We start from the raw sequence: 18,795 nt of genomic DNA, 5'->3' as shown, positions 1-18,795 counted from the left end.
TCAGTCGCCGGCCCCGAACCGCCTCACGGCGGCCTCCAGCGTCGCCACGTCCCCGGTCGATGACAGGCTGAGCCGGCCTTGCGCGGTTGCGCTGCGCGGGCTGCCTTCCCGCCCCAGCAGCGCCTGCACCCGGCGCGCCACCGCGTCCCCCGGCTCCACGAAGGCCACGCCCGGCCCGGCAGCGGCCTGCAGCACGTCCAGCGCCAGCGGGTAATGGGTGCAGCCCAGGACGACCGTGTCCGGCGCCTCGCCGCCGGCCGCGGGCAGCCCCAGAGCCTGCAGGTGCGTCCGGGCCCCGGCCGCGATGCGCGCCGCGTCGTCCTGCTCGATCGCATCGGCCAGGCCGTCGCAGGGCTGCAGCCTGAAGTCCGCCTGCCCCTGCAGGCCGGCCAGCAGGGCCTGGAACTTGGCGCTTGCCAGCGTCGTGCGCGTGGCCATCACGCCGATGCGCCCGCTGCGCGTCACCGCCAGTGCGGGCTTGAGGGCCGGCTCCACGCCGACGATGGGAACCTCGGGAAAGGCCTGGCGCAGGCCCTGCACGGCCGCGGCCGTGGCGGTGTTGCAGGCGACCACCACCAGCCGCGCGCCGTGATCGTGCACCAGGGACTGCGTGATCGCGTGCGCGCGCTGCGCGACGAAGGCGTCGCCGCGCTCGCCGTAGGGGGCGTGCGCGGCGTCCGCGATGTAGTGGAAGTCCTCGTGCGGCATCGCCCTGCGCAGGGCGCGCAGGATGGACAGGCCGCCGATGCCTGAATCGAAGACCCCGATGGGCCCCGTCTTCAAGCGGCCGCGACCGGGATGCTCTTGAACTCGCCGCTGGCGATGCGCTTCTGCCACTGCGCGGGGCCGGTGATGTGGGCCGAGGTGCCGCCCGCATCCACCGCCACGGTGACCGGCATGTCCACCACGTCGAATTCGTAGATCGCCTCCATGCCCAGGTCCTCGAAGCCGACCACGCGGGCCTGCTTGATCGCCTTGGACACCAGGTAGGCGGCCCCGCCGACGGCCATCAGGTAGGCGCTCTTGTGCTTCTGGATCGCCTCGATCGCGACCGGCCCGCGCTCGGCCTTGCCGATCATGGCGATGAGGCCGGTCTGCGCCAGCATCATCTCGGTGAACTTGTCCATGCGGGTCGCCGTGGTCGGGCCGGCGGGGCCCACGGCCTCGTCGCGCACCGGGTCCACCGGGCCCACGTAGTAGATGACGCGGTTGGTGAAGTCCACGGGCAGCTTCTCGCCCTTGGCCAGCATGTCCTGGATGCGCTTGTGCGCCGCATCGCGGCCGGTGAGCATCTTGCCGTTCAGGAGCAGGGTGTCGCCGGGCTTCCAGCTCGCCACTTCCTCCTTGGTCAGCGCGTCCAGGTTCACGCGCTTGCTCTTCTGCGTGTCGGGCGCCCACTGCACGTTGGGCCACAGGTCCAGGCTGGGCGCGTCCAGGTACACCGGGCCCGAGCCGTCCATCACGAAGTGCGCGTGGCGGGTGGCAGCGCAGTTGGGGATCATGGCCACGGGCTTGCTGGCCGCGTGGGTGGGGTACATCTTGATCTTCACGTCCAGCACCGTGGTCAGGCCGCCCAGGCCCTGCGCACCGATGCCCAGGGCGTTGACCTTCACGTACAGCTCCAGGCGCAGTTCCTCGACCTGGGACAGCTTCTCGCCCTTGGCGGACTTCTCCAGCAGCTGGTACATGTCCAGGTCGTCCATCAGGCTTTCCTTGGCCATGAGCACCGCCTTCTCCGCGGTGCCGCCGATGCCGATGCCCAGCATGCCCGGGGGGCACCAGCCGGCGCCCATGGTGGGCACGGTCTTGAGCACCCAGTCGACCACCGAGTCGCTGGGGTTGAGCATGATCATCTTGCTCTTGTTCTCGCTGCCGCCGCCCTTGGCCGCGACCGTGATGTCGAGTTTGTCGCCCGGCACGATCTCGGTGAAGATCACCGCGGGCGTGTTGTCCTTGGTGTTCTTGCGCGCGAACTGCGGGTCGGCCACCACGGAAGCGCGCAAGGTGTTGTCCGGGTGGTTGTAGCCACGGCGCACGCCCTCGTTGACCGCGTTCTCCAGGCTGCCCGAGAAGCCCTCGAAGCGGACGTCCATGCCCACCTTCAGGAACACGTTGACGATGCCGGTGTCCTGGCAGATCGGCCGGTGGCCGGTCGCGCTCATCTTGCTGTTGGTCAGGATCTGCGCGATCGCGTCCTTGGCCGCCGGGCTCTGCTCGCGCTCGTAGGCGCGCGCCAGGTGCGCGATGTAGTCGGCGGGGTGGTAGTAGCTGATGTACTGCAGCGCGGCCGCGATGGATTCGATCAGGTCGGCTTGCTTGATGGTCGTCGGCATGGTCTCGGGGGAGGTGGAAGCTGACAGGGATTATCCCAGAGCCACTCCACGCCCCCGCGGACGAGCTGGGGCGGCGGGGCGCCGGCCAAGCCTGGCACATCCCTTGCGACACCGGGAACGACCCTCCATAATCGTTACATCAACACACAGGGGTGCGGTATGGGTGCGAACGTGATTTGCATTTCCCGGGCCAAGTTCACGGGTGCCGAGGAGATCGCGTCCGAGGTGGCGCGCGATCTGGGCTTCCGCTACGTCGACGAGGAGATCGTGGCCCGTGCGGCCCAGCGCCGTCACCTTTCGCCCGAGGAAGTGGCCAGCGCGGAGCGGCGCAAGTCCTCCCTGGCGACCCTGCTGCGCGACATCGCGGACGGCAGCGCCGATGTGATCAACTTCATCAAGAACCCCAAGGCCCCGCCCGCCACCGACGACATGCGCGAGCTGATCCGCCAGGCCATCACCGAGACGGCCGACGAGGGCAACGTGGTGATCGTGGCGCATGCCGCCTCCTATGCCCTGGCCCGCCGCAAGGGCGTGCTGCGGGTGCTGATCACCGGCTCCGAGTTCGGCCGCGTCACGCGCTGGACCAAGACCAGCGGCGGCCGCAGCCCTCGCGAAGCGCAGGAGGCGATCCGCGAGAGCGACGCCGCCCGCGCCAACTACCTCAAGCGTTTCTACGACGTGAAGGTGGAGTCGCCCGAGCACTACGACTTGTGCCTGTCCACCGACGCGCTGGAGCCGCCGGCCATCAAGCAGCTCATCCTGGCGACGGTGCCGCTGATCGACTGAGCGGTCCCCGCAGCGCGCGTCACGGGGCTAGACTGCCCCATGGCCACGCGCATCGAACACGACACCTTCGGCCCCATCGAGGTGCCGGCGTCCCGCTTGTGGGGCGCCCAGACGCAGCGCTCGCTGCAGAACTTCGCCATCTCCGGTGAGCGCCAGCCGCGCGAACTGGTGCGCGCGCTGGTCCAGGTCAAGCGGGCCGCCGCCGTCACCAACCACCTCATGGGCCTGCTGCCGCAGGACAAGGCGGGGGCCATCGTGGCCGCTGCCGACGAGGTGCTGGCGGGCGAGCACGACGAGGAGTTCCCGCTGGTGGTCTGGCAGACCGGCTCGGGCACCCAGACCAACATGAACGTGAACGAGGTGCTGGCCAACCGCGCGAGCGAGTTGCTGGGCGGGCCGCGCGGCGAGCAGCGGCGGGTGCACCCCAACGACGAGGTCAACCGCAGCCAATCCTCCAACGACGTGTTCCCCACTGCCATGCACGTGGCGGCGGTGGCGGCCATCCGCGAGCGGGTGCTGCCGGCGCTGGCCCGGCTGCGGGCCACGCTGCAGGCCAAGGCGGCCGAGTTCCAGGACATCGTGAAGATCGGCCGCACCCACCTGCAGGACGCGACGCCGCTCACCCTGGGGCAGGAATTCTCCGGCTACGTGGCGCAGCTGGAGCAGTGCGACCGCCACCTGCACGCCGCGCTGCCCCACCTGTGCGAGCTGGCCCTGGGCGGCACGGCGGTGGGCACCGGCCTGAATGCACCGCCCGGCTACGCCGAGCGCGTGGCGGCGGAGCTGGCCCGCTTCACGGGGCTGCCCTTCGTCACCGCGCCCAACAAGTTCGAGGTGATGGCGGCGGCCGATGCGCTGGTGCACGCCCACGGCGCGCTCAAGACCCTGGCCGCCAGCCTGATGAAGATCGCCAACGACATCCGCTGGTTGGCCAGCGGGCCCCGCAGCGGCATCGGGGAGCTCTCCATCCCCGAGAACGAACCGGGCTCGTCCATCATGCCCGGCAAGGTGAACCCGACCCAGTGCGAAGCCCTCACCATGCTGTGCTGCCAGGTCTTCGGCAACGACGTGGCGATCAACTTCGGCGGCGCCTCGGGCAATTTCGAGCTGAACGTGTTCCGGCCCCTGATCGCGCACAACTTCCTGCAGAGTGCACGCCTGCTGGCCGACGGCATGGAGAGTTTCGACACCCATTGCGCCGCGGGCATCGCGCCCAACCGCGCGCGCATCGCCGAGTTGGTGGAGCGCTCGCTGATGCTGGTCACCGCGCTCAACCCGCACATCGGCTACGACAAGGCGGCGCAGATCGCCAAGCAGGCGCATACCGAGGGCAGCAGCCTGCGCGAGGCGGCCATCGCCTCCGGCTTCGTCAGCGCGGAACAGTTCGACGCCTGGGTGCGCCCGGAGAAGATGGTCTAGTGGTGGCCGCCGGCCTGCGCCGCCGTGCCCGTCATCAGGCGGTCGGTGTAGGCGATCGCCATGGCCGACAGCAGGAAGGTGATGTGGATCGCGGTCTGGGCGATGAGCACCTTGTCCGAATAGTTGTCGGCGTTGATGAAGGTCTTGAGCAGGTGGATGGAGGAGATGCCGATGATGGCCATGCCCAGCTTCACCTTGAGCACCGACGCATTGACGTGGTCCAGCCACTCGGGCTGGTCGGGGTGGCCTTCCAGGTTCATGCGACTGACGAAGGTCTCGTAGCCGCCCACGATCACCATGATCAGCAGGTTGGAGATCATCACCACGTCGATCAGCGCCAGCACCACCAGCATGATCATGGTCTCGTTCAGCGCAGGCCCGGCCGCGCCGGGCTTGTAGCCTATGCTGTCCACCAGGCTCTGGAGCGCGGCCTGGCTGCCGAAGGCGGCCTGCAGCAGGTGCACCAGCTCGACCCAGAAGTGGTAGACGTACACGCCCTGCGCGGCGATCAGGCCCAGGTAGAGTGGCAGCTGCAGCCAGCGGCTGGCGAAGATCAGGCCGGGCAGGGGCCTGAGCCTGGGAGCGGGTCGGGGCTGTTGCTGGGGGTCCATGCGTGGGTCCGGGTTTGCGTGCATTCTACGGATGGGTTGCGTCCGGGACATCCCCGTCGCCGCTTTGTCAGGCCCGTGTTAGGAATGGCGCGCAGGCCCCCAGCGTCAGTGGCGTGTAAGTGCGGCACCCGACAGTTGCGCCGCAAACCAACTTGTGCAGTGGAGACAATGCCATGAGCAGCAACATCGAATCCGTCCTGGTCGAAAACCGCGTCTTTCCGCCCCCCGAGGCGGTGGTCAAGGCGGCCCGCATCTCCGGCATGGCCGGGTACGAGGCCCTGTGCCGCGAAGCCGAGCAGGACTTCGAGGGGTTCTGGGCCCGGCTGGCGCGTGAGAACGTGGTCTGGAACAAGCCCTTCAGCCGCGTGCTGGACGAGTCCAATGCCCCCTTCTACAAGTGGTTCGACGACGGCGAGCTCAACGCCTCGGCCAACTGCCTGGACAAGCACATGGGCACGCCGACGGAGAACAAGGCGGCCATCGTGTTCGAGGCCGACGACGGCAAGGTCACCACCGTCACCTTCAAGGAACTTCTCGCCCGCGTGAGCCAGTTCGCCAACGCGCTCAAGGCGCAGGGCATCAAGAAGGGCGACCGCGTCATCGTCTACATGCCGATGACCATCGAGGGCGTCATCGCCATGCAGGCCTGCGCCCGCATCGGCGCGACGCACAGCGTGGTCTTCGGCGGCTTTTCGGCCAAGGCGCTGAACGAGCGCATCATCGACGCCGGCGCCGTGGCCGTGATCACCGCCAACTTCCAGATGCGCGGCGGCAAGGAACTGCCGCTCAAGTCCATCGTGGACGAGGGCATCGCCATGGGCGGCTGCGAGTGCATCAAGTCGGTGCTGGTGTTCCAGCGCACGGCGACGCCCTGCAACATGGTGGCCGGGCGCGACAAGACCTTCGACGAGGTGTTGCAGGGCCAGTCGACCACCTGCGCGCCCGAGCCCGTGGGCGCCGAGCACCCGCTGTTCATCCTCTACACCTCGGGCTCCACCGGCAAGCCCAAGGGCGTGCAGCACGCCACCGGCGGCTACCTGCTGTGGGCCAACCTCACCATGCAGTGGACCTTCGACGTCAAGCCCAGCGACGTCTTCTGGTGCACCGCCGACATCGGCTGGATCACCGGCCACACCTACGTCGCCTACGGCCCGCTCGCCGCCGGCGTGACGCAGGTGGTCTTCGAAGGCATCCCGACGTACCCGAACGCGGGCCGCTTCTGGCAGATGATCGAGAAGCACAAGGTGACGATCTTCTACACCGCGCCCACGGCCATCCGCTCCCTGATCAAGGCCGCCGACAGCGACGAGAAGGTGCATCCGAAGAACTGGGACCTGTCCTCGCTGCGGATCCTGGGCTCGGTGGGCGAGCCGATCAACCCCGAGGCCTGGATGTGGTACCACCGCCATGTGGGCGGCGAGCGCTGCCCCATCGTGGACACCTTCTGGCAGACCGAGACCGGCGGCCACATGATCACGCCGCTGCCGGGTGCCACGCCGCTGGTGCCGGGCTCCTGCACGCTGCCGCTGCCCGGCATCATGGCCGCCATCGTCGACGAGGCCGGCCATGACGTGCCCAACGGGGCCGGCGGCATCCTGGTGGTCAAGCGCCCCTGGCCGTCCATGATCCGCACCATCTGGAACGACCCCGAGCGCTTCAAGAAGAGCTACTTCCCCGAGGAGCTCAAGGGCCTGTACCTCGCGGGCGACGGCGCGGTGCGCAGCGCCGACCGGGGCTATTTCCGCATCACCGGCCGCATCGACGACGTGCTGAACGTCTCCGGCCACCGCATGGGCACCATGGAGATCGAGTCCGCGCTGGTCGCCAAGACCGACCTGGTGGCCGAAGCCGCGGTGGTGGGCCGCCCGGACGACCTGACCGGCGAGGCGATCTGCGCCTTCGTCGTGCTCAAGCGGCCGCGCCCCACCGGCGAGGAAGCCAAACAGATCGCCAACGAGCTGCGCAACTGGGTCGCCAAGGAGATCGGGCCCATCGCCAAGCCCAAGGACATCCGCTTTGGCGATAACCTGCCCAAGACCCGCTCCGGCAAGATCATGCGCCGCCTGCTGCGCTCCATCGCCAAGGGCGAGGCCATCACGCAGGACACCTCCACGCTGGAGAACCCGGCCATCCTGGAGCAGCTGGCGCAAACCAACTGACGCCCGCACCCGGAAACGACAAGGCCCGCAGATGCGGGCCTTTTTTCATGCGGCGTGTTGCCCAAGCAAAAGGCCCGCCGAGGCGGGCCTTGCCGGGGATCGCGGAAGGCTTACTTCTGCGACAGCACCCACTCGGCCAGCTGCTTGGCCTCGGCCGCGTTCACCTGCGTGTTGGCGGGCATGGGCACGGGACCCCAGACGCCGGAACCGCCCTTCATGATCTTGTCCGCCAGCTTGGCGGCGGCATCCTTCTGGCCGGCGTACTTGGCGGCCACGTCCTTGTAGGCGGGACCGACCAGCTTCTTGTCCACGGCGTGGCACGCCAGGCAGTTCTTGGACTGTGCCAGGGCCATGCCGTCGGCGGCCATGGCGGGCAGGGCAGCGACGGCCAGCAGGGCGATCAGGGTGCTCTTCATTTGAGGTTCCGTGAGAGGTTGGGTTACATTGCTTTTAACGCGATTGTAGTGGCCCCGGTTGACCCCGGGACAACAACCCCACAGCCGGTGCCGCTTCGCCGCTCATCCTTGGAGAAAGACGTATGTATCTGCTCGGGCTCGGGGTCATCCTGCTGGCCATGAAGTACCTGGAGTTCGGCCCCGTCGCGGGCTGGGCCTGGTGGATGGTGCTGGCACCTTTCGGGGCTGCCGTGGCCTGGTGGGCCTGGGCCGACTGGTCGGGCTACACCAAGCGCAAGGCCGTGGAACGCGAGAACGTGAAGAAGCAGGCCCGCATCGACAAGGCCAAGGCGAACATCGGGATCAAGACAAGAAGATGAGCCACCCCCGAAGCGCCTGCGGCGCTTCCCCCTCAAGGGGGCGTCACCGACGGCCCGGCAAAGCCGGTTCCGTGGTGACCATGGAAGGGCGCAGGGCTTGGCCCTGCGCGCCTGGGGCGCCCGACCTCTGGATCAATAGTTGTCGAGCACGGCGCCGTTGCTGGCGCTGGACGCGTTGAACGCGAACTTGGCCTGCACGCCGCGCGTGTAGCGCGGGGCCGGTGCCTTCCATGCCGCGCGGCGGCGCGCGATCTCTTCGTCGGGGACGTTGAGGTTCAGCAGCAGCTGGTGCGCGTCGATGGTGATGGAGTCGCCCTCGTTCACCAGCGCGATGGTGCCGCCGACCGCGGCCTCGGGCGCCACGTGGCCCACCACCATGCCCCAGGTGCCCCCGGAGAAGCGGCCGTCGGTGATCAGGCCCACGCTCTCGCCCAGGCCGGCGCCGATCAGGGCGCCCGTGGGCGCCAGCATCTCCGGCATGCCGGGGCCGCCCTTGGGGCCCAGGTAGCGAAGCACCATCACGTCGCCCGGCTTGATCTTGCCGTCCAGGATGGCCTTGAGCGCGGACTGCTCGTCGTCGAACACGCGCGCCGGGCCGGTGATGACCGGGTTCTTCAGGCCGGTGATCTTGGCCACGCAGCCTTCGGGCGACAGGTTGCCCTTGAGGATGGCCAGGTGGCCCTGCTTGTACATGGGCTCGGCGATGGGGCGGATCACGTCCTGGCCGGCCGGCGGCGCATCGGGGATGTCCTTCAGCGTCTCGGCGATGGTCTTGCCCGTGATGGTCATGCAATCGCCGTGCAGCAGGCCGGCGTTTAGCAGCAGCTTCATCACCTGCGGGATGCCGCCGGCGCGGTGCAGGTCCACCGCCAGGTACTTGCCCGAGGGCTTGAGGTCGCAGATGACCGGGGTGCGCTGGCGCACGCGCTCGAAGTCGTCGATGGTCCACTCGACCTCGGCCGCGTGCGCGATGGCCAGGAAGTGCAGCACCGCGTTCGTCGAGCCGCCGGTCGCCATGATCACGGCGACCGCGTTCTCGATGGACTTGCGCGTGACGATGTCGCGCGGCTTCAGGTCCTTCTTGATGGCCTCGATCAGCACGCGGGCCGATTCCTTGGCCGAGTTCATCTTCTCGTCGTGGGGGTTGGCCATCGTCGAGGAGTAGGGCAGGGACATGCCCATGGCCTCGAAGGCCGAGGACATGGTGTTGGCCGTGTACATGCCGCCGCAGGAGCCGGTGCCGGGAATGGCGTGCTGCTCGATGTCCTTGAGCTCCTGGTCGCTCATCTTGCCGGCGGCGTTCTGGCCCACGGCCTCGAACACGCTGACGATGTTCAGGTCCTCGCCCTTCCACCTGCCGGGCAGGATGGTGCCGCCGTAGACGTAGATGGCCGGGACGTTGGCCCGCAGCATGCCCATCATGCCGCCGGGCATGTTCTTGTCGCAGCCGCCGACGACCACCACGCCGTCCATCCACTGGCCCTGCACGCAGGTCTCGATGCAGTCCGAGATCACCTCGCGGCTGACCAGGGAGTACTTCATGCCCTCGGTGCCCATGGCCATGCCGTCGGAGATCGTCGGCGTGCCGAAGACCTGGGCATTGCCGCCGGCTTCCTCGATGCCGGCGATGGCGGCATCGGCCAGCTTCTGCAGGCCGCTGTTGCAGGGCGTGATGGTGCTGTGGCCGTTGGCCACGCCCACCATGGGCTTGCGGAAGTCGCTTTCCTCGTAGCCCATCGCGTAGTACATGGAGCGGTTGGGTGCGCGCGACTTGCCTTCGGTGATGTTGGCGCTGCGGCGGTTGATCTGGATCGGCTTTTCTTCCACGAACGAATCTCCTGGCGGGTTGGATGCGGGCGAGTATGCGCCCTGCCTGTGATTCTTTCCAATCCAATAAATCGACTCCAGTAATATGCTTGGTATATGAATGAGCCGCTGATCGAGTTGCGCCTGTGGCGCCAGTTCCTGGCCGTGGCCGAAGAGCTGCACTTCGGCCGCGCGGCCGCGCGCCTGCACATGACGCAGCCGCCGCTGACGCAGGGCATCGCCCAGCTGGAGGCGCTGCTGGGCGCGCGCCTGTTCGAACGCAACAAGCGCAGCGTGCGGCTGGCCGCGGTGGGCGAGGCCCTGCTGCCCGAGGCGCGCGAGCTGCTGGCGCGCGCCCGGATGCTGCCGGAGCGCGCGCGCGCGGCGGCCGGCGGCGAAAGCGGGCGGCTGCGCCTGGCCTTCGTCTCCACGGTGGGTTTCGGCCTGCTGCCGGCCTGGGTGCGTGAGTTCCGCGCCCTGCACCCGCAGGTCGCCTTCGAGCTGGTCGAGGCCACGGGCGACGTGCAGCTCGACGCCCTGGCACGGGGCGAGGTGGACGCCGGCGTCATCCTGCATTCGCCCGGCTTCGAGCCGCCTGGCCTGGCGCACCTGCGCATCGCCCGCGAACCGCTGGTGCTGGCCCTGCCCGAGCAGCACGCGCTGGCGGCCGCGCGCGCGCCGGCCCTTCGCCGCGTGCTCGACGAGCCGCTGGTGATCTTCCCGCGCCGCAGCCTGCCCTCCCTGCACGACGCGATCGTGGCGATGTACCACGCCGCCGGGCGCTCGCCCGAGGTGGCGCAGGAGGCGATCCAGATGCAGACCATCGTCAACCTGGTGTCGGCGGGCCTGGGGCTGGCCTGGGTGCCCGAGAGCGTGCGCCAGTTCCAGCGGCCCGGCGTGGCCTACCGCCAGCCGGCCCATCGCGGCGTGGCCGTGCCGGTGTGCGAGACCAGCCTGGTCTGGTCGCCGGCCGCCGTGCCCCCGGTGCTGGAGCGCTTCATCGCCTTCGCCCGCGAGACGGCGGCTGCGCGTCCGGGGCTGTCCCCGCCGCCGGGCGCGTAGGGGCGCGGGGCGGCCGGCACGCGCACGGCTGGGCAGGCGCGAAGCCAGCCCCCGCCCGGGGCCCGTGGCATCCCGGCTGGCCCCACAATACGCCCCCATGGCCCTCATGTATCCCCACATCGACCCGATCGCCTTGCAGGTCGGGCCGGTCGCCATTCACTGGTACGGACTCACCTATCTCGCCGCCTTCGGCCTGTTCATGCTGCTGGCGCGCCTGCGCCTGAAGCACGAGCCCTTCGCATCCATCCAGGGCCCGGGCGCGTGGTCGCCCCGGGACGTGGAGGACATGCTCTTCCTCGGCGTGCTCGGCGTCGTGCTGGGCGGGCGGCTGGGGTACTGCCTGTTCTACAAGCCCGGCTACTACGCCGCCCATCCGCTGGAGGTGTTCTTCGTCTGGCAGGGCGGCATGAGCTTCCACGGCGGCATGCTGGGCGTGATCGTCTCGCAGTGGTGGTTCTCGCGCTCGCGCGGCAAGCCCTTCTGGCAGGTGATGGACTTCATCGCCCCCTGCGTGCCCACGGGCCTCGCGGCCGGCCGGGTGGGCAACTTCATCAACGGTGAGCTCTGGGGCCGGCCGGCCGACCCCTCGCTGCCCTGGGCGATGATCTTCCCGCAGAGCGGCTCCATGGTGCCGCGGCACCCCTCGCAGGTCTACCAGTTCCTGCTGGAGGGCCTGCTGCTGTTCATGCTGCTCTGGCTGTACGCCCGCAAGGAACGCAAGCCCGCGCAAGTCGCGGCCGTGTTCCTGGTGGGCTACGGCGTGCTGCGCTTTACTGCCGAGTATTTCCGCGAGCCCGATGCCTTCCTGGGCCTGCTGAGCCTGGGCCTGTCCATGGGCCAGTGGCTGTGCGTGCCCATGGTGCTCGCCGGCATCGGCCTGTACCTGTGGGCCGGCTCGCGGCCCGCCCCGCGCGCCACCACCCGCACGGCCTGAGGGCGGTCGGCAGCGGCCGGCGGGCGCGGGCGGGGCCGGGCGCCGGCCCCGGCACAATGGCGCCCGAGGAGACACCCGCATGGCAGGCACCGTCCGCCTTTCGATCGAGGGACCGCTGGCCCGCGTCACCCTGGCGCATCCCGGCAAACTGAACGCGATGTCGCGCAGCATGTGGCGCGAGCTGCGCGCCCATTTCCAGTTCCTGCAGACGGCCCCCGGCCTGCGCTGCGTGCTCGTGGCCGGGGAGGGCGCCGCCTTCTGCGCCGGCGGCGACATCGCCGAATACCCGGCGTTCCGCTTCGACGAGGCCTCGCTCGCCGCCTTCCACGAGGAGGACGTCTGGGGCGGGCTGTCGGCCATGCTGGCCTGCGAGCTGCCCCTGGTGGCCTGCATCGAAGGCGCCTGCATGGGCGCGGGGGTGGAGATCGCCAGCTGCTGCGACCTGCGCTACGCCGAGGCCGGCGCCCGCTTCGGCGCGCCCATCGCACGCCTGGGCTTCCCCATGGCCCCGCGCGAGGCGGCCCTGGTGGCGCAGGCCGTGGGCGCACTGACGGCGCGCGAGTTCCTGCTCGACGCGGCGGTGCTGGACGCGCAGGAGATGAAGTCGCGCGGCTTCCTCAACCGCGTGCTGCCCGCGCAGGAACTGCACGCGGCCGCTGAATCCACGGTGCGCCGGATCGCGTCTCTGGCGCCGCAGGCGGCCCGCCTCAACAAGCGCACCCTGGGGGCCCTGGCGCGGGCCGTACCGGCGGCCATCCTGGAAGGCGCGTACAGTTACGCCCGCACGGCTGAGCACCGGGAGGGCGTGATGGCCTTCATCGAGAAGAGAAAACCCGATTTCCAGCAACCATGAGACAGCACAACCTGTTCGCCGCCCTGCGTGCGGCCTTCCCCGCGAACCTTGACGAGGTCGCAATCGACACCGACAGCGGCCTGGCCTATTCCTGGCGCGACCTGGAGCGCGGCTCGGCCATGATGGCCAACCTGCTGCAGGGCCTGGCCCTGCCGCCGGGCTCGCGCATCGCGGTGCAGGTGGAAAAGTCGGTCGAGGCCGTGATGCTCTACCTGGCCACGCTGCGTGCGGGCCATGTGTTCCTGCCCCTCAACACGGCCTACCAGGCCGGCGAGATCGAGTATTTCGTGGGCAATGCCAGCCCCGCGGTGGTGGTGTGCACGCCGAAGAACTTCGGCTGGGTGAGCCGCATCGCCTTCAAGGCCGGCACCCACCATGTCTTCACGCTGGGCGACGACCGCACGGGCAGCCTTCTCGAGCGCGCGATGCACCACAGCGACCAGCACGAATGCGCCGTCGTGGCCGAGGACGACCTGGCGGCCATCCTGTACACCAGCGGCACCACGGGCCGCAGCAAGGGCGCCATGCTCACGCACGGCAACCTGCTGTCCAACGCCCGGGTTCTGCGCGACTACTGGGGCTGGGTGCCTGGCGACGTGCTGGTGCATGCGCTGCCGATCTTCCACGTGCACGGACTCTTCGTGGCGCTGCACGGCGCACTGCTCAACGGCAGCCGCATGATCTGGCTGGGCAAGTTCGACGCCAGGCTGGCGGTGGCGAAACTGCGCGAGGCCACGGTCTTCATGGGCGTGCCCACGCTCTACGTTCGCATGCTGGCCGAGCCCGCGCTGACGCGCGAGGCGGTGGCGAACATGCGGCTCTTCATCAGCGGCTCCGCGCCGCTGCTGATCGAGACCTTCAACGAGTGGAAGGCGCGTACCGGCCACACCATCCTCGAGCGCTACGGCATGAGCGAGACCATCATGCTGACCTCCAACCCCTACCGCGCCGGCGACGGCGAGCGCCGCGGCGGCACGGTGGGCTTCCCGCTGCCGGGTGTGGGACTTCGCGTGCGCGACGACCACGGCCAGGACGTGCCGGTCGGCGAGATCGGCGGCATCCAGGTGCGGGGGCCCAATGTCTTCAAGGGCTACTGGCAGATGCCCGAGAAGACGCGCGAGGAATTCAGCCCGGACGGCTGGTTCAAGACCGGCGACGTGGGCAAGGTCGACGCGCAGGGCTACGTGACCATCGTGGGCCGCAGCAAGGACCTCATCATCAGCGGCGGCTACAACGTGTATCCGGCTGAAATCGAATCCTGCATCAACGAAATGAGCGGCGTGGCCGAAAGCGCCGTGGTGGGCGTGCCCCATCCGGATTTCGGCGAGGTCGGCGTGGCGGTGGTGATCGGGCGCCCCGGCGCCCAGCTCGACGGCGAACGCCTGATCTCCACCCTCAAGGCGCAGCTGGCGAACTTCAAGATCCCCAAGCGCTGCTTCGTCGCCGACGAACTGCCGCGCAACACCATGGGCAAGGTTCAGAAGAACCTGTTGCGCGAGCAGTACCGCGAGCTTTTTGCAAAAAGCCGCGCGGCCTGACAGAACTTCACCTCGCTGTCACCCGGCCCGGGTCCGCATGGGCTGGCGGTCGTGCGTTGAATGAGGGGTGGGCCGCGAGGCCCCTCACACAACAGGAGAGTGCATGACCCCCTTGTCCATCCGCGCGGCCGTGGCCGCTGCAGCGCTCGTGGCCGCCGGCCACGCCGCGGCGCAGATCACCTTCTACGAGCATGAGGGCTTCCGGGGCCGCTCCGTCACCATCGACGACAGGCTCTGGAACTTCAACCGCATCGATTTCAACGACCGTGCCGCTTCGGTGGTGATCGACCACGGCCGCTGGGAGGTGTGCGAGGACGTTCGCTTCCAGGGCCGCTGCGTCGTCCTGCTGCGCGGCAATTACCCGTCCCTGCGCGAGATCGGCCTGAACCACCGCATCTCCTCGGCCCGCCCGCTGGAGCCGGGGCGCCGCTACGGCGACGAGGGAGGCCCGCCGCCCACCGTGGCGGTGGTGCCGCAGCCGGTGGCGCCTGTGCTGCCCCCGCAGCAGCCCTGGCAGCGCCGCAGTGGCGAGACGGTGTACCAGGCCCCGGTGACCTCGGTGCGGGCCGTGGTGGGCCCGCCCACGCAGCGCTGCTGGGTCGAGCGCCAGCAGGTGGCGCCGCAGCAGGCCCAGCCGAACGTGCCCGGCGCCATCATCGGCGGCATCGTCGGCGGCATCCTGGGCCATCAGGTGGGGGGCGGCGCGGGCCGCGACGTGGCCACGGGCGTCGGCGTGGTGGCCGGCGCGGCCGTGGGCAGCAACGTCGCCAATGGCGCCGCGCCGCCGGCCGGCTCGCGCGACGTGCAGCGCTGCGAGAACGTCAGCAATGCAGCGCCCGACTACTGGGACGTCACCTACAACTGGCGCGGCGTCGAGCACCGCGTGCAGATGACCAGCGCCCCGGGTCCCACGCTGGCGGTGAACGCCGAGGGCGAACCGCGCAACTGAGGCGGGGGCTGGCGCGCGCAGCTGCTCAACCGGTGGCGCGGCCGCCGGCCTCGCCCAGCAGCTTCACCAGCGCGTCCAGTTCCACCGGCTTGGTGAGGTGGGCGTCGAAGCCGGCGTCGCGGGTGCGCTGCCGGTCCTCGGCGGCGCCGTAGCCCGTCATGGCGACCACGAAGCGCGAGTTCCCGCCGGCCTGCCGCCGCAGGCCGGCCAGGGCCTCGAAGCCCGACATGTCGGGCATGGCCAGGTCCAGGATCACGACCTGGGGCGAGAAGTCCGGCGCGAGCGCGAGCGCCTCGGCCCCGGAGTAGGCGCAGCCGGCTTCATGGCCCAGCATGCGCAGCACCGCGGCCGTGGTGTCCGCCGCGTCCCGGTTGTCGTCCACCACCAGCACGCGCTGGCCCCCGGGTGGGCGTTCGGCCGGGTCGGAGTCCTCGGAGGGCTTGGGCGGCACGGTGGGCAGCCTCAGGGTGAAACTGCTGCCGTGGCCCGGCCCGGCGCTGCGCGCCTCCAGCGAGCCGCCATGCATCTCCGCCAGCGATCGTGCCAGGGTCAGGCCGATGCCCAGACCGCTCTCGTTGGGGGTGTGCTCGCCGCCCTGGCGGAACAGCTCGAAGATGGCCTCCAGCTCGTCCGGGGCGATGCCGCGCCCGTTGTCCTCGACGGTGACGTGCACGTGCCCTTCGCCGGGCTGCACGCGGATCACGATGCGTCCGCCGTCGGGCGTGTACTTGGCGGCGTTCACCAGCAGGTTCTGCAGGATCTGCGCCAGGCGCGTGCCGTCGCCGTTGACGAACACCGGCGCCGGCGGCTGCACCACCTGCAGCCGGTGGTGCCGCGACTCGACCAGCGGGCGCGCCGCCTCCACGCTGCGCGAGACGACTTCCGACAGGCTGAGCACCTCGGGCCGAAGCTTGATCTTGCCGCTCGCGAGCCGCCCGATGTCCAGCAGGTCGTCCACCAGGCGGGTCACATGGGTGAGCTGGCGATGGATGATGTCGCGGCAGTTGCGCAGCGTCGGGCTTTCCAGCGGCTCCAGTTGCATCACGGTCACCGCGTTGCGTATGGGCGCCAGCGGGTTGCGAAGCTCGTGCGCGAGCATGGCCAGGAATTCGTTCATGCGCCGGCTGGAGCGCTCCAGCTCTTCCAGGCGCCGCCGCTCGGTCATGTCCCGCGTCACCTTGGCGAAGCCCAGCAGGTGCTGCTGCGGCCCGTGCATGGCGGTGATGACCACGTCGGCCCAGTAGAGCGTGCCGTCCTTGCGCACGCGCCAGCCTTCGTCCTCGCAACGGCCGTGGTTGCGCGCCGCCGCCAGCTCGATCTCGGTCTTGCGGGCCTGCTGGTCATGGGGCGTGTACAGGATGCCGAAATGGCGGCCTATGGCCTCGGCCGGCGTGTAGCCGTAGATGGCCTGGGCGCCGCTGTTCCAGCTGCGGATGAAGCCGTCCTCGTCCAGCATGAAGATCGCGTAGTCGCGCACGCTGCTGACGAGCAGCCGGAAGCGCTCCTCGCTGATCCGCAAGGCCTCCTCGTGCGCGCGCCGTTCCGTGAGGTCGTGCGTGATCTTGGCGAAGCCGGCGACCCGCCCCTGGCCGTCGTGGATGGGCGTGATGGTGACGTTGGCCCAGAAGCGGCTGCCGTCCTTGCGTATGCGCCAGCCCTCGTCCTCGAGGCGTCCGAACTCCACCGCGCGCCGCAGTTCCTCGTCGGGCCAGCCGCTGGCGACCAGCTCGGGCGGATAGAAGATGGAGAAATGCTGGCCCACGATCTCATCCGCCGTGTAGCCCTGCAGCTTGCCGGCGCCCGAGTTCCAGGACATCACCCGGCCCTGCGGGTCCAGGATGAAGATGCCGTAGTCGATGACGGATTCAACGAGTCGGCGGAACCGGTCTTCAAAAGACGGATCGCCACCCGGAACGCGCAGGCCGGGGTTCGCGGGGGAAGTGAGCGTGGACGGAGACACCAGTGAAGGATTATTGGTGCGCCTTCCGCGTGGCGGGTCGATTGCGGACGCGGATGCGGCGGTGTCCTACGCGCGGGACGGACGCACCACGCCGTTGGAGGCGGATGCATCTTGCGTCCGCATGCGAATCGCAGACATGGCGGGAACCAATGGCCTAGTGCAGAGTATTATCATGTTATTCATCGGTTATTGCACATGGAAGACAAGGCAAGACTGACGGTCCTGATCGACCCCGACAAGAAGCGCGCCTTCGAGGCGCTGTGCTCGGAACAGGACCTCAACGCATCACAGGTGGTCCGACAGCTGATCCGCCAATACCTGGAGAAGCACGGGGTTGCCGTGCCTTCGGCTGGAGGGACAAAGTCGGCCGGTTGAAAAAGGCGAGCCGCTGCGCATTAGAATCTGATGCACATCGAGACTCGCCCATGGAGAACAAGACCGCGCGGCTGACCGTACTCATCGACCCCGGCCGCAAGGCAGCGTTCGAGAAGCTTTGCCATTCCCAGGAGATGACGCCCTCGCAGGTGATGCGGCGGCTGATCCGGGAATATCTCGAAGAGCACGGGGTGCGCCTGGTCCAGTCGCCCACCCGCAAGCGCAGCGCCCGCTGAGGATGCGGGGCACCGGCCGCCGGCCCGTGCCTCAGCGCTGCTGAATCACGTACCGAACGTAATCGTCGGCCTGCGCGAAGCGGTCGTACAGGCTGCGCGCGCGTGCGTTGTCGCGCCGCGTCATCCAGTAGAGGCGGGCCCAGCCTTCCGCGCGCATGGCATTGCGCAGCCAGTCCAGCAAGGCGCCGCCCAAGCCCTGGCCCCGGGCCTGCGGGCTCACGAACAGGTCCTCCAGGTAGCAGACCGGCTGCACCTCCCAGGTGTTCTCGTGCACCACGCAGTTCGCGAAGCCCTGCACCCGGCCGTCCTGCTCGGCCACCAGGCACATCAAGGCCGAGTCCGGGTCCAGGATGCGTTGCCAGGTGCGCTGGGTGACCGCCTCGGGCAGGTCCTGGCCGTAGAAATCGCAATAGCCGCGCCACAGCGTGCGCCAGTCGGCTTCGTCGGAGGGCAGGGCGGAGCGGATGGTGGCCATGCGCCGATTGTGCCGCGGGTGCCGGGCCCAGGCCGGCCCACGGCCGGGCCGCGGACCGTTACGACTCTTGCAGCGCGGCGGGGCCCGCGATGTGCGCGCCTGCGGTGCAATGGCCGCATGAACTCTCCGTTTTCCACGGCCCCGCTGGGTGGCGCACCCGGCACGGACGCCGCCGACCTGGGCGAATCGGTGGCCGGTGAAGAAGACCCGGGCGCCGCCATCGACATCGACCGGGCCTCGCAGGACGCGGCCGAGGTCCGCGGCGGCGAGCCCGGCACTGGGGCGCCCCCCGGGCGGGCCGGCGCAGGCCCGGCGCGCGCCGCCGCGGGACCGGGGGCGCCGCACGTGCAGGGCGTCAGCGCACCCGCCGTCCCGCGGATGAAGCCCGGCGACGAGGCCCCCGAGGGCGCGCCGGGCACCGGCGAGGACCTGTGCCCCGATTGCGGCGGCAGCGGGCGGCAAGACGGCAAGCCCTGCCCCACCTGCGAGGGCACGGGCAAGGTCAACGTGGGGATCGGCGGGGC

19 protein-coding genes are annotated in these 18,795 nt (G+C 69.6%); 12 read left to right on the top strand and 7 right to left on the bottom strand.

The genetic code is table 11. The annotated features are described in order from the left end of the window. On the bottom strand, window positions 1-783 hold the full coding sequence (gene murI / locus IM725_RS05610) for a glutamate racemase (RefSeq protein WP_193779597.1): 783 nt from the start codon (window positions 781-783) through the stop codon (window positions 1-3). After that, complete coding sequence (locus tag IM725_RS05605; protein WP_193779596.1) at window positions 780-2,333, bottom strand: fumarate hydratase; 1,554 nt, start codon at window positions 2,331-2,333, stop codon at window positions 780-782. The genes murI and IM725_RS05605 overlap by 4 nt, the downstream gene beginning before the upstream one ends. Window positions 2,334-2,504: 171 nt before the next feature. Here IM725_RS05605 and IM725_RS05600 point away from each other — a divergent pair, with 171 nt between their 5' ends. Both IM725_RS05600 and fumC read left to right on the top strand, forming a co-directional pair. Next, the gene (locus IM725_RS05600; protein WP_193779595.1) at window positions 2,505-3,119 is read left to right on the top strand and encodes a cytidylate kinase-like family protein; all 615 of its coding nucleotides are present in this window, start codon (window positions 2,505-2,507) and stop codon (window positions 3,117-3,119) included. 39 nt (window positions 3,120-3,158) lie between these two features. Further along, window positions 3,159-4,538: a class II fumarate hydratase gene (fumC, locus tag IM725_RS05595; RefSeq protein ID WP_193779594.1), complete on the top strand. Its 1,380-nt coding sequence runs from the start codon at window positions 3,159-3,161 to the stop codon at window positions 4,536-4,538. Here fumC and IM725_RS05590 read toward each other — a convergent pair. Continuing rightward, the gene (locus IM725_RS05590) at window positions 4,535-5,149 is read right to left on the bottom strand and encodes a YqhA family protein (RefSeq protein ID WP_193779593.1); all 615 of its coding nucleotides are present in this window, start codon (window positions 5,147-5,149) and stop codon (window positions 4,535-4,537) included. The two genes, fumC and IM725_RS05590, sit on opposite strands and share 4 nt — an antisense overlap. Before the next feature lie 173 nt (window positions 5,150-5,322). Between IM725_RS05590 and acs the strand changes: the two genes are divergently transcribed. After that, a complete protein-coding gene (gene acs, locus IM725_RS05585) occupies window positions 5,323-7,308 on the top strand; it encodes an acetate--CoA ligase (RefSeq protein WP_193779592.1) in 1,986 nt (661 codons plus the stop codon). A 110-nt stretch (window positions 7,309-7,418) separates the two neighbouring features. Here acs and IM725_RS05580 read toward each other — a convergent pair whose 3' ends face one another. Further along, entirely contained in the window at window positions 7,419-7,724 is a 306-nt protein-coding gene (locus IM725_RS05580; RefSeq protein WP_193779591.1) for a c-type cytochrome, read from the bottom strand. A gap of 122 nt (window positions 7,725-7,846) precedes the next feature. Between IM725_RS05580 and IM725_RS05575 the strand changes: the two genes are divergently transcribed. Next, window positions 7,847-8,083 (top strand): TIGR04438 family Trp-rich protein, encoded by a 237-nt coding sequence (locus IM725_RS05575; RefSeq protein ID WP_193779590.1) that lies wholly within the window; start codon window positions 7,847-7,849, stop codon window positions 8,081-8,083. Between the two features lie 132 nt (window positions 8,084-8,215). On the opposite strand, the gene ilvD is transcribed toward IM725_RS05575, so the two are convergent. Continuing rightward, on the bottom strand, window positions 8,216-9,910 hold the full coding sequence (ilvD, locus tag IM725_RS05570) for a dihydroxy-acid dehydratase (protein WP_193779589.1): 1,695 nt from the start codon (window positions 9,908-9,910) through the stop codon (window positions 8,216-8,218). 96 nt (window positions 9,911-10,006) lie between these two features. Here ilvD and IM725_RS05565 point away from each other — a divergent pair, with 96 nt between their 5' ends. From IM725_RS05565 to IM725_RS05545, 5 genes are all read left to right on the top strand, one after another. After that, window positions 10,007-10,951: a LysR family transcriptional regulator gene (locus tag IM725_RS05565; RefSeq protein ID WP_193779588.1), complete on the top strand. Its 945-nt coding sequence runs from the start codon at window positions 10,007-10,009 to the stop codon at window positions 10,949-10,951. Between the two features lie 97 nt (window positions 10,952-11,048). Continuing rightward, window positions 11,049-11,885, top strand: coding sequence for a prolipoprotein diacylglyceryl transferase (lgt, locus tag IM725_RS05560; protein ID WP_193779587.1), 837 nt, complete (start codon window positions 11,049-11,051; stop codon window positions 11,883-11,885). Window positions 11,886-11,964: 79 nt separating this feature from the next. Continuing rightward, window positions 11,965-12,738, top strand: a complete 774-nt coding sequence (locus tag IM725_RS05555) for an enoyl-CoA hydratase/isomerase family protein (RefSeq protein WP_193779586.1) — start codon at window positions 11,965-11,967, stop codon at window positions 12,736-12,738. Beyond that, window positions 12,735-14,276 carry a malonate--CoA ligase gene (locus IM725_RS05550; RefSeq protein ID WP_193779585.1) on the top strand — a complete coding sequence of 514 codons (1,542 nt, stop codon included), beginning with the start codon at window positions 12,735-12,737 and terminating at the stop codon, window positions 14,274-14,276. Before IM725_RS05555 ends, IM725_RS05550 begins: the two co-directional genes overlap by 4 nt. A 103-nt stretch (window positions 14,277-14,379) precedes the next feature. Next, complete coding sequence (locus IM725_RS05545; RefSeq protein WP_193779584.1) at window positions 14,380-15,225, top strand: beta/gamma crystallin family protein; 846 nt, start codon at window positions 14,380-14,382, stop codon at window positions 15,223-15,225. 25 nt (window positions 15,226-15,250) lie between these two features. Here IM725_RS05545 and IM725_RS05540 read toward each other — a convergent pair whose 3' ends face one another. After that, window positions 15,251-17,185, bottom strand: a complete 1,935-nt coding sequence (locus tag IM725_RS05540) for a PAS domain-containing hybrid sensor histidine kinase/response regulator (protein ID WP_287066829.1) — start codon at window positions 17,183-17,185, stop codon at window positions 15,251-15,253. A gap of 195 nt (window positions 17,186-17,380) precedes the next feature. Between IM725_RS05540 and IM725_RS05535 the strand changes: the two genes are divergently transcribed. Beyond that, the gene (locus tag IM725_RS05535) at window positions 17,381-17,560 is read left to right on the top strand and encodes a ribbon-helix-helix protein, CopG family (RefSeq protein WP_193779583.1); all 180 of its coding nucleotides are present in this window, start codon (window positions 17,381-17,383) and stop codon (window positions 17,558-17,560) included. Window positions 17,561-17,610: 50 nt separating this feature from the next. Continuing rightward, window positions 17,611-17,796: a CopG family transcriptional regulator gene (locus IM725_RS05530; protein WP_193779582.1), complete on the top strand. Its 186-nt coding sequence runs from the start codon at window positions 17,611-17,613 to the stop codon at window positions 17,794-17,796. Window positions 17,797-17,827: 31 nt separating this feature from the next. Here the strand turns inward: IM725_RS05530 and IM725_RS05525 are convergent, their stop codons facing one another. Continuing rightward, window positions 17,828-18,271 (bottom strand): GNAT family N-acetyltransferase, encoded by a 444-nt coding sequence (locus tag IM725_RS05525; RefSeq protein WP_193779581.1) that lies wholly within the window; start codon window positions 18,269-18,271, stop codon window positions 17,828-17,830. A 117-nt stretch (window positions 18,272-18,388) separates the two neighbouring features. On the opposite strand from IM725_RS05525, the gene IM725_RS05520 reads away from it, so the two are divergent. Next, window positions 18,389-18,795, top strand: a 407-nt coding sequence (locus tag IM725_RS05520) for a J domain-containing protein (RefSeq protein WP_193779580.1), incomplete at its 3' end; no start/stop codon positions are given.

This window comes from Ramlibacter aquaticus, assembly GCF_015159745.1.
In the GTDB taxonomy this organism is placed as follows: Bacteria; Pseudomonadota; Gammaproteobacteria; order Burkholderiales; family Burkholderiaceae_C; genus Ramlibacter; species Ramlibacter aquaticus.
The sequence above is the reverse complement of the archived record's forward strand: the minus strand, read 5'-3'. Positions and strand labels throughout refer to the sequence as shown.

Coding starts and splice junctions, on each gene's coding strand:
- IM725_RS05565 (WP_193779588.1), top strand. CDS start 10,007: ATGAATGAGCCGCTGATCGAGTTGCGCCTGTGGCGCCAGTTCCTGGCC.
- lgt (WP_193779587.1), top strand. CDS start 11,049: ATGGCCCTCATGTATCCCCACATCGACCCGATCGCCTTGCAGGTCGGG.
- IM725_RS05575 (WP_193779590.1), top strand. CDS start 7,847: ATGTATCTGCTCGGGCTCGGGGTCATCCTGCTGGCCATGAAGTACCTG.
- IM725_RS05580 (WP_193779591.1), bottom strand. CDS start 7,724: ATGAAGAGCACCCTGATCGCCCTGCTGGCCGTCGCTGCCCTGCCCGCC.
- IM725_RS05605 (WP_193779596.1), bottom strand. CDS start 2,333: ATGCCGACGACCATCAAGCAAGCCGACCTGATCGAATCCATCGCGGCC.
- IM725_RS05525 (WP_193779581.1), bottom strand. CDS start 18,271: ATGGCCACCATCCGCTCCGCCCTGCCCTCCGACGAAGCCGACTGGCGC.
- IM725_RS05550 (WP_193779585.1), top strand. CDS start 12,735: ATGAGACAGCACAACCTGTTCGCCGCCCTGCGTGCGGCCTTCCCCGCG.
- IM725_RS05555 (WP_193779586.1), top strand. CDS start 11,965: ATGGCAGGCACCGTCCGCCTTTCGATCGAGGGACCGCTGGCCCGCGTC.
- fumC (WP_193779594.1), top strand. CDS start 3,159: ATGGCCACGCGCATCGAACACGACACCTTCGGCCCCATCGAGGTGCCG.
- acs (WP_193779592.1), top strand. CDS start 5,323: ATGAGCAGCAACATCGAATCCGTCCTGGTCGAAAACCGCGTCTTTCCG.
- IM725_RS05590 (WP_193779593.1), bottom strand. CDS start 5,149: ATGGACCCCCAGCAACAGCCCCGACCCGCTCCCAGGCTCAGGCCCCTG.
- IM725_RS05535 (WP_193779583.1), top strand. CDS start 17,381: ATGGAAGACAAGGCAAGACTGACGGTCCTGATCGACCCCGACAAGAAG.
- IM725_RS05530 (WP_193779582.1), top strand. CDS start 17,611: ATGGAGAACAAGACCGCGCGGCTGACCGTACTCATCGACCCCGGCCGC.
- IM725_RS05545 (WP_193779584.1), top strand. CDS start 14,380: ATGACCCCCTTGTCCATCCGCGCGGCCGTGGCCGCTGCAGCGCTCGTG.